The sequence below is a fragment of the Mycobacterium seoulense genome (genome assembly GCF_010731595.1).
Taxonomy (GTDB): Bacteria; Actinomycetota; Actinomycetes; order Mycobacteriales; family Mycobacteriaceae; genus Mycobacterium; species Mycobacterium seoulense.
This window is the reverse complement of the sequence record NZ_AP022582.1, coordinates 160,307-174,966: the sequence shown is the minus strand read 5'-3', so window position 1 is coordinate 174,966 and position 14,660 is coordinate 160,307. Positions and strand designations below refer to the sequence as shown.

Sequence of the window (14,660 nt, the reverse complement as noted above, 5' to 3'; positions counted from 1 at the left end):
TTCAGCCCAGAAACGGGCGCACGGCCAGCACGTAGACGGCCAGCGCCGCCAGCGGCGCGGCCAACGGCAACCACGGCAGCTGCAGCGGGAACGACGCCGCCACCCACCCCGCGAACGTAAAGCCCACGGCGCCAACGGCTGTCGGAACACTCCCCATCACCGCACCGACCGGCGCGCCGACCGCGTGACGGCAGACCAGGTACGCGGCGGCGCACAGCCCGGACAGGGCCACGAACACCAGCGGCGGGTCGGACAGCGCGATGGTGACCACCGACAGCAACACGGCAAGCGTTGCCCCAGGCCGGAATACCGTTCCCCCGACCACCGCGATCAGAGCCGCCACCCAGGCCGCCACCGCCAGTCCGTGCGAGCCGTCGGCGGCCAAACCCACCATCAGCAGACCGAATGCCACCGACGACGCCGGAGCCCACAGCCTCGGCACTCCCGCGGTGTTGCCGCTAGCCACGCAGCCGCCCCCGCACCCGCCGGCGGCGATCCGGCAGCACACCCATGGACTGCTCCAGTCCGCTGTCCCCCTGCCACGAAACGATGTCGACGCCGACGGTCGCCATGTCGCGATACATGGCGGAACGCTGCAGCGACCACATCCGGTCCACCAGGGGATCCTGCTGGTCCTCGAACGGCGAGCGGTCGAGGACGTCGACGGCGATGACGACGTGGCCGCGCCTGCGCAGATCGATCAACGCGAGCGCGAACTCGGTGTCGAGCAGCGTGGAGAACGCGATGACGATCGCGCCGGCGGGCATCGCCGCCCGCGGCGCGAGCGTTCCCGTCGTGCCTTCGAACCGATCGCCGGCGCCGAGCACGGTGTCGAGCACCCGATAGAACTGGCGCTGCCCGATGTCGGCGCCCAGCCAGCGCGGGTGGTTGCCGCCCAGGGCGACGATCCCGGCGCGGTCTCCGTGCCGCAGCGCGGTCTGCACGACTTGGGCCGCGCCGCGGACGACGCGCTCGGTGGCCACGGTCGCCGGGCCCGCGGGCTGCCGGTATGTGTCGATCAGCACCACCACGTCGGCGGCGCGGTCGGTGAGGCGCTGCGTGACGTGCAACTGGCGGCGGCGCGCGCTCACCGGCCAATTCACCGCCCGCAGTTGGTCTCCCGGCACATAGGCGCGAATGTCGGCGTATTCGACACCCGGGCCGATATGCCGCGTGAGGTGGGCGCCCAGGCGGTCGAGGAGTTCGGTCTGCGGGATGGGCGTCGACTGCGGGGGGGTCAGGGGGAACACGATGACCTCGGCGCCGTCCACCGTGGCCGTCCCCGACAGCAGCCCACCGCGCGCGACCGCGTCGACCCGGGCCCGGATGAAGTACCGGCCCCACCGTTGCGCGGTAGCCGCAATCGTCTTGGCGTGGCGGGAATCCCCGTCCAGCGTCTCGAGCTGCATCCCCTCGACGGGCGGAACCGTGACCTCGACGGTCGAAAATCCCGTCGCCTCACCCTCTTCCGTCGCCCAGACGCGCAACCGCGAGCGGTCGTTCTCGAAGCACCGCTGCGAATCGGGATCGCCGTGTATGCGGATTGTCGGCACGGGTCGTTGCCAGCTGATCGAGCACAGCACGCCGAGCAGCGGCGCCGCGAAGGCGATCAACTGCCACCGTGCACCGATGACGGCGGCCGCCAGCGCCAACCCCGCGCAGGTCGCGACGGCGCGTGTCAAGTGCGATGCGCGCCAACGGAACTCGACCTTTCGCCCGGTCACGCCGCACTCATCCGCTGCCCCCGTGCCCCTCGCCGGTTCGGGGCACCGGTAGGCGGCGCAGCAGCTCCCCGACGACGTCGGCACCCTGAATCTTGCGCACCCACATCTCGGGTCGCAGGGTGATCCGGTGCGCGACCGCCGGGACGGCGAGCGCCTTGACGTCCTCGGGGATCACATAGTCGCGGCCCAGCAGCAGCGCACGCGCGCGGGCGAGTTGAACCAGGTCGAGTTCGGCCCGCGGGCTGGCGCCCACGGCCACCTGCGGATGGTGCCGCGTCGCGTTGGCCAGCGACACCACGTAGTGCAAAACGTCTTCGTGCACGGTGACCTGCTCGACGGATTCGCGCATCGCGAGCAGGTCGTGCGCATCCACGACTTGGTTGACGGTCGGCTCGACCGAGCCGCGGTCGAGGCGCCGGCGCAGCATCGCGGTCTCGTCGCGCTCCGAGAGGTAGCGCAGCTCCAGGCGGATCGCGAACCGGTCGAGCTGGGCCTCCGGCAGCGGGTAGGTGCCCTCGTACTCGATCGGGTTGTCGGTCGCCAGGACGATGAAAGGATTTGGCAGCTGGTGGGTTTCGCCGTCGATGCTCACCTGGCCCTCGGCCATCGCCTCGAGCAGCGCCGCCTGGGTCTTGGGCGGCGTGCGGTTGATCTCGTCGGCGAGCAGCAGGTTGGTGAAGATGGGTCCGGGCCGGAAGGCGAAACGACCCGATTGCATGTCGTAGATCGTCGAGCCGAGCAGGTCCGCGGGCAGCAGGTCCGGGGTGAACTGCACGCGGGTGAACTGCAGCCCCAGCGCGGCGGCGAACGACCTGGCGATGAGCGTCTTGCCGAGGCCGGGCAGGTCCTCGATCAGGACGTGGCCGCGCGCGAGCACCGCGATGAGGATGAGGGTGAGCGCGGAGCGCTTGCCCACCACCACGCGCTCGATCTCGTCGAGCACCGCCTCGCAGCGCGCTGTGGTTGTTGCCGCCGGCAGCGTCATACCTGTTCCAACTTTCGCAGGATCTCTTCCAGCGCCGCACGGCCGGGACCGGGCCGCCGGTCACCGGTGCGCGCGACATTGTTCGGATTAACCCATTCCCACAGATCGGTCCCGAAGAGCATCTGACCGCTCGCCTGATACGCCACGGGGTCTTTGGATCGTCGCTGGCCCGTCGCCATCTCGTATCGGCGCGCGAGCATCGGGCGCAGGTGGCGGTCCCAGTCGACCCGGGTGGATTCCGACCACCGGATCGTCGTCGCGGTGGTGGACAGCCAGCGCCGCAACGAATCCCCCAGGTCGTCGGAATCCGCGTCGGTCTCCGGTTGGGCGCCACGCCCGAGCACACGGCGGAGGGTGAGCAGGACGAGGCCGAGGGCACCGCCCGAGGCGGCCAACACGAACCGGCGATCGGGCTGCAGCAGCGCGAGCAGCTCGATCCCGGCGATAAGGCAGATGCCAAGGGCCAGCGTTTTTCTCATGCGGCACTCCGTGAGCCCAGTTCGTCGAGGACCAACTGCAGAACGCGCACCGCCACGTCGCGGTGGCCCTCGTTCATCACGTGCGGGCTGAACCGCGCCTCGGCGAACAGGTTCACCAATTGCACGGCGTTGTCGGCGTGCAGCGCATGGTGTTCGACCGCCCGGGCCAGAACCTCGGTCGGGGTGTCGAAGTCCTGCGGGACGGCGCCGGGCACGTTGGCGAGCTCGCGTTCCATGGCCGCGTAGCAGGCGATGATCGCCTCGCGGGGTTCCCGGCTGGGGTCGGTCATCTCGGCCAGCCCCCGTTCGGCCGCCCGTGCCAATGATTCCGAACGCGTTGGCGCGACAGCGGTTTCGGCGGGATCATCGGCGACGGTGGCCGCCGCCCCGCGCCGCCGGCGCCGGGACATGACGAGCGTCCCGGTGACGATGATCAACAGTGTCGGAACGCTGGCGGCGAGCAGGATGCCGAACATGTCCCCGGTCTGCCGGTGGGGCCGCTGCGGCGCGGGGGCGTTCACATTCTGCGGCGACGCGGCGCCGGTCGCGGGCGGGGGCGGCGCCTGACCGACACCGTGGGTCGACAACAGATGCGACACCAACAACACGAGCAGCAGCCACGCCATGATGACCGCCGCCCCGATCAGCACCACCCGCCAGCTCGGCCGGCCCTTCCCGTTGCCGAGCATCTCGGACAGCTGGCCGGCCTGCGGCGCCGCCGCGCGCGGGTCCCGCAGCCGGGCGACGACCGCGATCGCCACCAGCGCCAGAGTGATGCCCAGGGCCGCCACCACGATGATCAGCGCCGCCTGGCTGCTGCCCTGCTCGCCGTGTGCCCGCTGGTGGGGGGCCGGCAGGTAACCACGCAGGGCGGCGGAGACGACGAGCAGCAGCGCGATCAGGGCGACGACCCGCCCCGTCGGCTTGTCCATACCGGGCATTGGCATACCACTCGACCGGTTGTTGCGGCACTGGCTTGCCTCATCCTGGCACGTCAAGCCGCGCGTTATCCACAGTTGGCGGTTCATCCACAAACCGCGTTCTCGGCCTCCGTTTCGCACATTTGTTCGATAGCGTGGGGGCGTGGTTTCCCGGATGAGCGCCGAACAGGCACGAGGGCGGGTCGGCGCTGCTCTTGACGCGATCGACGCCGCCCACGACGTGCTGCGGGAGACCTCGTCGGATGTGGTCGGCAACGACTTCCGGGTCGAGGTCGCCGAACGGCTGGAATACCAGGACCGCACCAACCGCGGGCTGATGTACCGGTTCTTTGCCGAAATCGCCGACCCGCCCGACGGAAGCGGCTGCGTGCCGTCGGTGCGCGACAAGCTGTGGGCGCGACTGCGCATCACCCCCAACGAGATCACCCGCCGCTTCCGGCTCGCGGCCCGGATCCGCCCGCGGCGCTCCCTGACGGGGCCGCCCGTGCCACCGGAGCTACCGGCACTCGCGGCCGCGGTGGCCGACGGCGCGGTCGGCGAGGACCACATCCGGGCGGTATGCGCCGCGGTCGATGTGCTGCCCTCCCGCGTAGCGCCGTCGGATGCGGCGGACGCGGAGCTCGCTCTGGTGGGGCACGCGACCAAGCTCGACGCCGGCGTCGTCGCCAAGCTGGGCCGGCGGATCGCCGATCACCTCAATCCCGACGGCCTCTTCAACGACGTCGACCGGGCCCGCCGCCGCCGGCTGCACCTGGGCCCGCAGGGACCCGACGGCATGTCGCCACTGTCCGGACTGCTCGACCCCGAGGCCCGCGCCTACTTCGAAGCCGTCGCGGCGGCCGTGCGGCCCGGCCGGCATCGACCCGGTGGGCAGGGCGAAGACCCCGAAGCGCGCGATCGGCGCACACCGGCCCAACGCTGCCACGACGCGTTCAAGCTCGGCCTCGAAGCCGCCGTCGCCTCGGGCCGGCTCGGGACGCACCGCGGCCATCCCGTCACCGTGGTCGTCACCACCACGTTGGGCGAGCTCGACCGGGCCGCACACGCGGTCGTCGACCCGTCGGTGCCCATGCCGGCGCCCGCCACGACCGGCGGCGGTTCCAGGCTGCCGATGCCGGATCTGATTCGCATGGCGGCCAATGGGATTCACTACTTGGCGGTGTTCGACGACCATACCGGCCGGCCGCTGTATCTGGGCCGGCAGAAACGCATCGCCACCGCCGACCAGAGACTGATCTGCCATGCCCGCGACCGCGGCTGCACCCGGCCCAACTGCCTCGAGCCGGGTTATCACTGCGAGGTTCACCATTGCCCGGACTGGGCCGCCGGTGGCCGATCCGACGCGGACAAACTGTTTTTCGCGTGCGGATGTGACCACGCCGCGGCCAGCCGTGGTGAATGGCACACGGAGGTCGACGGTGACGGGCGGCTCGGCTGGACGGATGGCAGCGGGCCACCCGAGACCAATCACGCTCACCACCCCGACGAACTGCTGCGCGGCGATCCCGACCCGCCCGATACGGACGAGGGCTGACTATGTGGCGCCTATTCCGGCTCGAAGGGCCGGAAGCTGCCGTCGAGCACCTGCAGATGACCGATCGTGCGACCGGTGACTTTGTCGGGATCGACGAGTGTCAATTCGACCGCGGCCCGGGCGAATTCGTCCGCCGCGGCGGTATCGTCGAACTCTCGCGCATAGTAGGCCAGCCCCGGGGTGAGGATCGGTTTCGACGGCGACAGGGCATTCACCGCGATGTGGTGATCGGCGAGATCGAACGCCGCGCACTGGGTCAGATGCTCGAGCGCCGCCTTGGATCCGCCATACCCGGGCAGCACGCCGCCGCTGCGGTCCGGGTACGGCCCATTGCCCGGGATCCGCGACGCGACCGAGGTGACGTTGATGATCGACCCCCGACCCGCTTCGATCATGTCGGGGCACACCAGCTGCATCAGCTCGTAGGCGGCGAAGACGGCGATGTCGAAATGCCGGCGATACGCGGACAGCGGGATGCTGACGAATCCCGGCCACCCGGGTTTGCCGGCGCCGCTCGCGGGCTTGGCGGACTTGGCGCGCGGCTCGGAGCCGGGCGCCGGCGGGCGGCCGGGCGCGGTGAAGGCCGCATTGTTCACCAGAATCGTGATGGGCCCCAAAGCATCTCGCGCCGTGCCCACCAACCGGGCGATGTCCTCGCGGTCGGTCAGGTCGGCCCGGATCGCCACCGCGCGCCCGCCCGCCGCCTCGATGTCGGCCACCGTCTCGCCGATGGTTCCCGGCAACCGCTCGTCCCAGACCTGCTCGGTGCGACCCGCCACCGCGACGGCGGCGCCCTCGGCCGCGAGGGCCAGCGCGATCGCCCGGCCCAGTCCGCGGCTGGCACCGGTGACGATCGCGGCCCGCCCGGCCAGGCGCCCCGTCATCGCGTCACCCCGTGCACCAGGATGGCGGTGGTCTGCTCCACCCACTCATCGTCGAGTTCGTCCTCCGGGCGCAGCAGCATGCGCAGCATCGTGGCGCCGCCGATCAACTCGATCAACCGGTCCGGATCCACGTCGGGATGCGCGTCGCCCCGCTCGACGGCATCACCCAGCCGCGTCCGCACCGTCGCGAACAGGTCGGCGAACCGCGACATCACCCGGGCGTTCAGGGCGGGGTCGGCCGTCATGTCGGCCACCAGGCCCGGCAGGGCGGCGCGGACGACCGGGGTGGTGAAGACGTCGCGGGTGGCCTCGATCATCATCCGGATGTCGGTGGCGAAGTCCCCGGCCGGTGCCTCCAGCGCGGTGGGTGCCACCGGGAAGGCCGCCTCGTGCACCAATTCGGCCTTGCTCGACCAGCGGCGGTACAGCGCCGATTTCGTGGTTCCCGCGCGCTCGGCGACCGCGGCCAGGCTCAGGCTGGAATAGCCCATTTGGACAAGCAGTTCCGCGGTGGCCGATAGGATGGCCGAGTCGATTCGCGGGTCCCGCGGGCGGCCGGCGCCGGGGGCCTTGTCAATGTCGGACGGGTCTGCTTTCATAACGCTACCTACCGTATCGTAATTGCCGCGAAGAAGTCTCAAAGAATGGAGGCACCCGTGGCCAACGAACCCGTGCTCGACAAGGTCGACCGGCTTCAGCGCTCCAGCAGAGACGTCACGACGCTACCCGGCGTGATGTCGAAATGGCTGTCGACCGTGCTGCCCGCCGGGTCGGCGCCGGAGGTCACCGTCGAAAGCGGCGTCGACTCGACGGGGATGTCTTCGGAAACCATCATCCTGACGGCCCGCTGGCAGCAGGACGGCAATCCCGTCGAGCAGAAACTCGTGACCAGGGTGGCGCCCGCCCCCGAAGACGTGCAGGTGTTCCCGACCTACCGGCTCGACCACCAATTCGAAGTCATCCGGAAAGTCGGCGAGCTCACCGACGTCCCCGTTCCGCCGGTGCGCTGGCTCGAGCCCACCGGCGAGGTGCTCGGCACCCCCTTCTTCGTGATGGACTACGTCGACGGTGTGGTGCCGCCCGACGTCATGCCTTACACGTTCGGCAACAACTGGTTCGCCGACGCCCCGGCCGAGCGGCAGCGCGAACTGCAGGACGCGACCGTCGGGGTGCTGGCCAAGTTGCATTCAATCCCCAACGCGGAGAGCACTTTCGGCTTCCTAGCGGCTGGGCAGGATGGCGACACCGCGCTGCGCAACCACTTCAATTGGGTGCGGTCCTGGTATGACTTCGCGGTGCCCGACATCGGCCGCTCGCCGCTGCTGGAGCGGACCTTCACCTGGCTGGAGGACAATTGGCCGGCCGAACCGGCCGCGCGTGAACCCGTGCTGCTCTGGGGCGACGCCCGGGTGGGCAACGTGTTGTACCGCGACTTCCAGCCGGTGGCGGTGCTGGACTGGGAGATGGTCACCCTCGGCCCGCGTGAGCTCGACGTCGCGTGGATGATCTACGCGCACATGGTCTTTCAAGAGCTGACCGGCCTGGCCGGGCTGCCGGGCCTGCCCGAGGTGATGCGCGAGGACGACGTGCGCGCGACCTATCGGCGACTGACCGGCGTGGAAGTCGGTGACTTGCGCTGGTTCTACGTGTACTCCGGCGTCATGTGGGCCTGCGTGTTCATGCGCACCGGCGCGCGCCGGGTGCACTTCGGCGAAACCGAGAAACCCGACGACGTGGAGTCGCTGTTCTACCACGCCGGGCTGATGCGGCGCCTGATCGGAGAGGACAACTAATGCTCGGACCGCTCGACGAGTTCCCGGTACACCAGATCCCCCAGCCGATCGCGTGGCCGGGCTCCTCGGACCGCAACTTCTACGATCGCTCGTACTTCAACGCGCACGACCGCACCGGAAACATCTTCGTCATCAGCGGTATCGGCTACTACCCCAACCTGGGCGTCAAGGACGCGTTCTTCCTCGTCAGGCGCGGGGACACCCAGACCGCGGTGCACCTGTGTGACGCCATCGACCAAGACCGGCTCAACCAGCACGTCAACGGTTACCGGATCGAGGTCGTCGAGCCGCTGCGCAAACTGCGGTTGGTGCTCGACGAAACCGAAGGCATCGCAGCCGATCTGACCTGGGAGGGGCTCTTCGACGTCGTGCAGGAACAGCCGCACCTGATGCGGTCCGGCAACCGGGTGACGCTGGACGCGCAGCGGTTCGCCCAGCTCGGCAGCTGGAGCGGCCGCATCGCTATCGACGGCGAGGAGATCGCCGTCGACCCCGGCACCTGGCTCGGCAGCCGCGACCGGTCGTGGGGCATCCGCCCAATCGGCGAGCCGGAGCCCGCGGGACGGCCGGCCGACCCGCCGTTCGAGGGTATGTGGTGGCTGTACGTGCCGATGGCGTTCGACGACTTCGCGATCGTGCTGATCATCCAGGAAGCGCCCGACGGCTTCCGCTCGCTCAACGACTGCACCCGGGTCTGGCGCGACGGACGCGTCGAGCAGCTGGGCTGGCCGCGGGTCAAGATCCACTACCGCTCCGGCACCCGGATCCCGACCGGGGCCACGATCGATGCCACCGCCCCCGACGGCACGCCGGTCCACTTCGACATCGAGTCCAAGCTGCCGGTGCCCATCCATGTCGGCGGCGGCTACGGCGGCGACTCGGACTGGCTGCACGGCATGTGGAAGGGCGAGAAGTTCGTCGAGCGCCTCACCTACGACATGACCGACCCGGCGATCGTCGCGCGGTCCGGTTTCGGGGTGATCGACCACGTCGGCCGGGCGGTGTGCCGCGACGGCGACGGCGAGCCGGTGGAGGGCTGGGGCCTGTACGAGCACGGCGCGCTGGGCCGCCACGACCCGTCGGGGTTCGCCGACTGGCTGACCGTCGCCCCCTAGGCAGCCCGCGAACGCCGAAAAAGCCGGCCGCATTTGCCGCACGAAACCGCGGAAATTGGGGTTGACTGGTGCGCGTGCCAAACCCGCCGTGGATCGTCGACGTCGTCGTGGTCGGCGCAGGCTTCGCGGGGCTTGCCGCGGCGCGTGAGCTGGCCCGCCAGGGCCAGGACGTGGTGGTCTTCGAGGGCCGCGACCGCGTCGGCGGCCGGTCCTTCACCGGCAGCGTGGCGGGGTTACCCGCCGATCTGGGGGGCACCTTCGTCGGCCCGACCCAGGACGCCGTCTTGGCGCTGGCCGCCGAACTCGGCGTCCCGACCATCCCGACCCACCACGACGGCAAGAACGTCATCCATTGGCGCGGCTGGACGCACTCCTACCGCGGCACCATTCCCAAGCTTTCGTTGACCGGGCTGATCGACATCGGGCGGCTGCGTTGGCAATTCAACCGGATCGCCCGCAGCGTCCCGGTGTCCGCCCCGTGGGACGCGCGACGCGCGCGCGAGCTCGACGACGTCTCGCTCGGTGGCTGGCTGCGGTCCGTGCGCGCCACCGCATCCTCGCGCGACCTGCTGGCGATCGTGTCCCGGGTGACCTGGGGGTGTGAACCCGACGACGTGTCGATGCTGCACGCGGCCCGCTATACGCACGCCGCCGGTGGCCTGGATCGCCTGCTCGACGTCGAAAACGGTGCCCAGCAGGACCGTTTCCCGGGCGGTACCCAGCAGATCGCCGAGGCCGCGGCCGCCGAACTGGGCACCCGCGTCGTGCTCAACGCCCCGGTCCGCCGCATCGACCGGCACGGCGCCGGGGTGACGGTCACCACCGACGTCGGCCAGGCGGAGGCCGGGTTCGTCGTGGTCGCGGTCCCGCCCGCCCACCGCGCATCGATTGAGTTCGCTCCCCCGCTGCCGGCCGAGTACCACCAACTCGCCCGGCATTGGCCCCAGGGTCGGCTCAGCAAGGCCTACGCGGCCTATTCCACGCCGTTTTGGCGGGCCGACGGCTTCTCCGGCCAGGCGCTGTCGGACACGGGACCGGTTTTCATCACCTTCGACGTCAGTCCCCACGCCGACGGGCCGGGCGTCCTGATGGGATTCGTCGACGCGCGCGCGTTCGACTCGCTTTCCCCCGAGCAACGCCGCGACGACACGCTGCGCTGCTTTGCGACGTTGTTCGGCGACGACGCGCTCAAACCGCTCGACTATGTCGACCACCGTTGGGGCGCCGAACAATTCGCGCCCGGCGGCCCCACCGCGGCGGTCCCACCGGGATCGTGGACACGGTTCGGGCCGTGGTTGCGGGAACCGGTCGGCCCCATTCATTGGGCCGGCACCGAGACCGCGGACGAATGGACCGGGTTTCTCGACGGCGCCGTCCGGTCCGGCCAGCGGGCGGCCGCCGAGATCAGCGCCTTGCTATGAACTGATCCGCACGTCCTGGGTCACCGACTCGGCGAGTGCCCGCAGGTGGCGGTTCACCTCGCGCGGGTGTTCCAGCATCGAGCAGTGGCCGCCGGGAAGCTCGACCAGGCCCACGACGTTGGGCGCGGTGCCCGCGATCCTGCGGGCCTGACTGATCGGGGTCAGCCGGTCGCGTTCGCTGCCGATGACCAGAGTCGGCACCGTCAAACCGTCCAGCTCCAGATATCGCGACCCCAACGCGGTGACCAGCATCCTGGCGCAACCGGCGCGCCCGGCGGGCGAGGTCTGCTCGAAGAACCGGTGGACGATCCTGGCGATGCTGGGGTCCGCGTCCCTGCCCACCGCCAGCATCGCCACCAGGTAGCGGCTCGGGATGCGGGCGGCGCTCGGGATCGGAAACCCGCCGAACGCGTGGATGAGCACGCGTCCGGCGGCCACCCGGGCCGGCGACAACCCGTGCGGCACCGACAGCAGCTGCACCCTGCGGACCAGATCCCCGGTCGTGGTGTTGATCAGCGCGACCGCGTCGGCGCGCCGGCGGACCATATGCCGATACCGCGCCGACCACGCGGCGATCGTGATGCCGCCCATCGAATGTCCGGCCAGCACGGCGCGCTCGTGCGGCGCCAACGTCGCATCCAGCACCGAATTCAGGTCGGAGGCAAGGTGTTTCAGGCTGTATCCGTCGCGCCGAGGCATTCCGCTGCGCCCATGGCCGCGATGGTCGAAGGCAATCACCCGGTAGTCGTGCGCCAGGTCAGCGATCTGGTAGGCCCAGGCCCGGATGGTGCAGGTGATGCCGTGCGTCAGTACGATCGGGTAGCCGTCGGGCGGCCCGAACACCTCGGCGTGCAATCGGGTGCCGTCGGTCGCCCGGACACTGACCGTTTCGCTGGGTGGTAACACATCGGGGTAGGGGTCGACGGCGCGAGCCGATCGTCGAGCACTCATCGCCGCTCCCCCCTCCAACGCGGCGTCGTCGCCGCAGTTAAGGACTGCCGCAAGTTTATCCCTAAGGTCCGTTCGGATTCGGTAAATCCGGCAAACGGTTCTTATGTGAGACGCTAACACCCGTGTACCCGATGTCCCGTCGGGAATTCATCGCGGCAACCACGGGCGTGGTCGGCGGCGGGCTGATGGCCGCCTGCGCCACGCGGCGCCCGCTGACCGCGGGCCGACCGCGCCCGGACCTCCGGTCGGTGCTCGTCGTCGGCGCCGGCATGGCCGGCCTGTCCGCCGCCCGCAGCCTCGCCGATGCCGGATGGCCGGTACGGGTGATCGAAGCCCGCGACCGCATCGGCGGCCGAGTACACACCGACCGCTCCTGGGGTGCACCGCTGGAAATGGGCGCGTCGTGGATCCACGGCACGGTGGACAACCCGCTGATGAAGCTGGCGCGGCAAGCGCAGGCGCAGCTGGTCGCGACCGACTATTACAGCTGGGCCAAGCTCGTTGTCGATCCCACACTTTCACCGCTCGACTACGACCCGACATTATGGCGGGCGTTTGTGGAACGAGCACGGTTCCAAGTCGACGGCGGCAGCCTGGCCGCCGCCGTCGACGCCGCGGTCGGCGGCAAAGCAATGTCCACCTCCGACCGCGCCCAATTGGCGTTCTACCTCACCACCGAAATCGAGAACGAGTTCGCCGCCGACGCTAATCAACTGTCAGCCATCACCTTTGACGAGGGCGACTACACCGGCGGCGATCAGGTTGTCATCACGAACGGGTACGACGCCCTGCCGAGGCTGCTCGCCGACGGGCTGCAGATCGAATTGAACACCCCGGTCACCGCGATCGCGCAGCGCGACGGCGCCGTCGTCGTACGATCGAAAGATCGCTCGTTCCAAGGACGCGCGGCCATCGTCACCGTTCCCCTCGGTGTGCTCAAAGCCGGTGCGATCACTTTCGATCCGCCACTGCCCGACCGCCACCGCCACGCGGTCGACGCCCTGGGCTTCGGGGTGCTGTCCAAGAGCTTCTTCCGGTTCAACCGGCGCGGTTGGACGACGGACAATGCCTTCTACCAATATCTCGCCGCCGATCCCGGCCGATGGGCCCAGTGGTTCACCATGCCGGCGGCGGCGGGTCCAATCGTGTTGGCCCTCAACGCCGGTGACCGCGGTCGCGCCGTGGAGTCCTCCTCACCGCAGGATCTGATGGCGACCGCGCTGCCGGTCGCGCGCCGGCTGTTCGGCGACGCCTCGCCGGTGGAGGTCAAGACGTCGACCTGGAGCTCCGACCCGTACGCGCGCGGCGCCTACTCCTTTCACGCTCCCGGCTCCGGCCTCGACGACCGGCGCCGACTACAGGAACCGATCGGCGACCGGCTCTACCTGGCGGGCGAAGCGGTCGGCGTCGACAATCCGGGCACGGTGCACGGCGCCGCGGCCAGCGGCCGGTACGCCGCCGAGCAGTTGCTGCGCCGGTTGAGTCGTTAGGAAGCCAGCCCGCGGACTCGCCCCGACACGTCGCGCTGCGGCTCGTGCTGCCGCGCCGGGCCCGAAACCAACCGGCGGCGCGCCGTTGTGGCGCACTCGATGTGCGCAAGCGCCGCAGCGACTGATTCGGCGAGGGGCAGGCCGTGGTCGGGCACGACCCGAGTGAGCCGACGCAACGCCGCGCCGCTGACCACGCTGCATCGCAGCTGGGCCCGTTGCTGTTCCTCGTTGAGGACCAGCAACGCGCGCAGGCCCGAGCCGGCAAGGAAGTCCAGGCAACCGAGGTCGAGGACCAGCGGGGCCCTCAACCGCGCAAACCGGCGAACGGCCTCGGCGATCAGGTCCGCGTTGGAGGCGTCCACCTCACCCTCGATGCGCAAAACGGTGGCTGTGCTGCGGGCGTGAACGTGGATTGTTGCTCCGGCGCAATCGATTTGGTAGCGGCTACGCGGCTGGCCGAGCAGCTCGGGAGTAGCTGGATCGTGGGTAGGTGGATCGTAGGTATGTCGATCGTGGGTATGCAGATCGGGAAAAGCGGTCATGGGTTGTGCGCCCTTCAGGCTTGATATTGAGCAGGGCGAGCGACGACGGTGTCCGGGTGGCGCCCGTTGAAAACGGCAGCTGGGGACTCAACCTGCCCAGAGTCTACCGGGTATCGCGGCCCCCGGCGCACATAAGCGACGTAGCCAATCCACCGCTTGACCCCGAATAGACGGTCAACCAGGCGATTTCACCCACGACTCGCGGTGCGCAAGATCACTTTCGGCGTGTTCGCGTCGCGGCGTGGCACCAACGTGACGTCCGGTGGCGTACGCGGTGAACGCGGCCCGGCTGACCTGCGGCTCGGCGGCGTGTCCGTCCTCACGACCCCGCGGTCATGTGCCGCAGCGTAGTGTGCGGACTCTGGCCGTATTTCTGGCGGTAGAGCACCGCGAACCGGCCGGTGTGCGCGAAACCCCAACGCTGTGCGATTTGGGTGACCGTGACGTTGGGCGGCGACCCCGCCAGCAGTTCTCGGTGGGCGCGCTCCAGCCGGACCCGGCGGATGTATTCGGTTGGCGTGGTGCCGAGTTGACGACGGAAGAGGTACTGCACCGCCCTGGGTGTCAGATGCACGGCGGCGGAGACGGCGTTGATGCTGACGTCCTCGGCGGCGTGACGATGGATGAAAGACATGGCGTCCCTGAGTGTTTCCGGCAACGCGGGCTCGTTGACCGGATCCTGCTCGGTGATGTCCGATGGGTAACACTCCAGCAGTGCGCCGCCCAGCAGCGGTGCCAGCCCCGCCGCAATCAATGGCTGGTGGGCAATGTCCGGGGACGCCAACGTCATGGAAGGGCCGA

General features: G+C 69.8%; 14 protein-coding genes and 1 pseudogene. 5 read left to right on the top strand and 10 right to left on the bottom strand.

The window, feature by feature from the left end:
• Position 1: 1 nt before the first annotated feature.
• The 5 genes from G6N37_RS00810 to G6N37_RS00790 all read right to left on the bottom strand — a co-directional run bounded on the left by G6N37_RS00810 (position 2) and on the right by G6N37_RS00790 (position 4,129).
• Positions 2 to 394: a hypothetical protein gene (locus G6N37_RS00810; RefSeq protein WP_179961894.1), complete on the bottom strand. Its 393-nt coding sequence runs from the start codon at positions 392 to 394 to the stop codon at positions 2 to 4.
• Between the two features lie 64 nt (positions 395 to 458).
• Positions 459 to 1,724, bottom strand: coding sequence for a DUF58 domain-containing protein (locus G6N37_RS00805; protein WP_163674633.1), 1,266 nt, complete (start codon positions 1,722 to 1,724; stop codon positions 459 to 461).
• A gap of 7 nt (positions 1,725 to 1,731) precedes the next feature.
• Entirely contained in the window at positions 1,732 to 2,709 is a 978-nt protein-coding gene (locus G6N37_RS00800) for an AAA family ATPase (RefSeq protein WP_163674630.1), read from the bottom strand.
• Complete coding sequence (locus tag G6N37_RS00795; protein ID WP_163674626.1) at positions 2,706 to 3,188, bottom strand: hypothetical protein; 483 nt, start codon at positions 3,186 to 3,188, stop codon at positions 2,706 to 2,708. The genes G6N37_RS00800 and G6N37_RS00795 overlap by 4 nt, the downstream gene beginning before the upstream one ends.
• On the bottom strand, positions 3,185 to 4,129 hold the full coding sequence (locus G6N37_RS00790; RefSeq protein ID WP_179961872.1) for a DUF4129 domain-containing protein: 945 nt from the start codon (positions 4,127 to 4,129) through the stop codon (positions 3,185 to 3,187). The genes G6N37_RS00795 and G6N37_RS00790 overlap by 4 nt, the downstream gene beginning before the upstream one ends.
• A gap of 154 nt (positions 4,130 to 4,283) precedes the next feature.
• On the opposite strand from G6N37_RS00790, the gene G6N37_RS00785 reads away from it, so the two are divergent.
• Entirely contained in the window at positions 4,284 to 5,663 is a 1,380-nt protein-coding gene (locus G6N37_RS00785; protein WP_163684397.1) for a 13E12 repeat family protein, read from the top strand.
• A gap of 11 nt (positions 5,664 to 5,674) precedes the next feature.
• Here the strand turns inward: G6N37_RS00785 and G6N37_RS00780 are convergent, their stop codons facing one another.
• Both G6N37_RS00780 and G6N37_RS00775 read right to left on the bottom strand, forming a co-directional pair.
• Positions 5,675 to 6,547 (bottom strand): SDR family NAD(P)-dependent oxidoreductase, encoded by an 873-nt coding sequence (locus G6N37_RS00780; protein ID WP_163674619.1) that lies wholly within the window; start codon positions 6,545 to 6,547, stop codon positions 5,675 to 5,677.
• The gene (locus G6N37_RS00775) at positions 6,544 to 7,146 is read right to left on the bottom strand and encodes a TetR/AcrR family transcriptional regulator (RefSeq protein ID WP_163674616.1); all 603 of its coding nucleotides are present in this window, start codon (positions 7,144 to 7,146) and stop codon (positions 6,544 to 6,546) included. Before G6N37_RS00775 ends, G6N37_RS00780 begins: the two co-directional genes overlap by 4 nt.
• Before the next feature lie 57 nt (positions 7,147 to 7,203).
• On the opposite strand from G6N37_RS00775, the gene G6N37_RS00770 reads away from it, so the two are divergent.
• The 3 genes from G6N37_RS00770 (at position 7,204) to G6N37_RS00760 (ending at position 10,876) form a co-directional block, all read left to right on the top strand.
• Positions 7,204 to 8,340, top strand: a complete 1,137-nt coding sequence (locus G6N37_RS00770) for a phosphotransferase family protein (RefSeq protein WP_163674613.1) — start codon at positions 7,204 to 7,206, stop codon at positions 8,338 to 8,340.
• Positions 8,340 to 9,455: a hypothetical protein gene (locus tag G6N37_RS00765; protein ID WP_163674611.1), complete on the top strand. Its 1,116-nt coding sequence runs from the start codon at positions 8,340 to 8,342 to the stop codon at positions 9,453 to 9,455. Before G6N37_RS00770 ends, G6N37_RS00765 begins: the two co-directional genes overlap by 1 nt.
• A gap of 74 nt (positions 9,456 to 9,529) precedes the next feature.
• Positions 9,530 to 10,876 carry a flavin monoamine oxidase family protein gene (locus G6N37_RS00760; RefSeq protein WP_163674609.1) on the top strand — a complete coding sequence of 449 codons (1,347 nt, stop codon included), beginning with the start codon at positions 9,530 to 9,532 and terminating at the stop codon, positions 10,874 to 10,876.
• Here G6N37_RS00760 and G6N37_RS00755 read toward each other — a convergent pair.
• Positions 10,871 to 11,827 carry an alpha/beta fold hydrolase gene (locus G6N37_RS00755; RefSeq protein WP_179961871.1) on the bottom strand — a complete coding sequence of 319 codons (957 nt, stop codon included), beginning with the start codon at positions 11,825 to 11,827 and terminating at the stop codon, positions 10,871 to 10,873. The genes G6N37_RS00760 and G6N37_RS00755 overlap by 6 nt on opposite strands.
• A 131-nt stretch (positions 11,828 to 11,958) precedes the next feature.
• On the opposite strand from G6N37_RS00755, the gene G6N37_RS00750 reads away from it, so the two are divergent.
• Positions 11,959 to 13,317 carry a flavin monoamine oxidase family protein gene (locus G6N37_RS00750; RefSeq protein WP_163674606.1) on the top strand — a complete coding sequence of 453 codons (1,359 nt, stop codon included), beginning with the start codon at positions 11,959 to 11,961 and terminating at the stop codon, positions 13,315 to 13,317.
• Here the strand turns inward: G6N37_RS00750 and G6N37_RS00745 are convergent.
• Both G6N37_RS00745 and G6N37_RS00740 read right to left on the bottom strand, forming a co-directional pair.
• Entirely contained in the window at positions 13,314 to 13,730 is a 417-nt protein-coding gene (locus G6N37_RS00745; protein WP_264067466.1) for an STAS domain-containing protein, read from the bottom strand. The two genes, G6N37_RS00750 and G6N37_RS00745, sit on opposite strands and share 4 nt — an antisense overlap.
• A gap of 448 nt (positions 13,731 to 14,178) precedes the next feature.
• Positions 14,179 to 14,652, bottom strand: a pseudogene (locus G6N37_RS00740) (helix-turn-helix transcriptional regulator); the annotation flags it as partial.
• Positions 14,653 to 14,660: the final 8 nt, after the last annotated feature.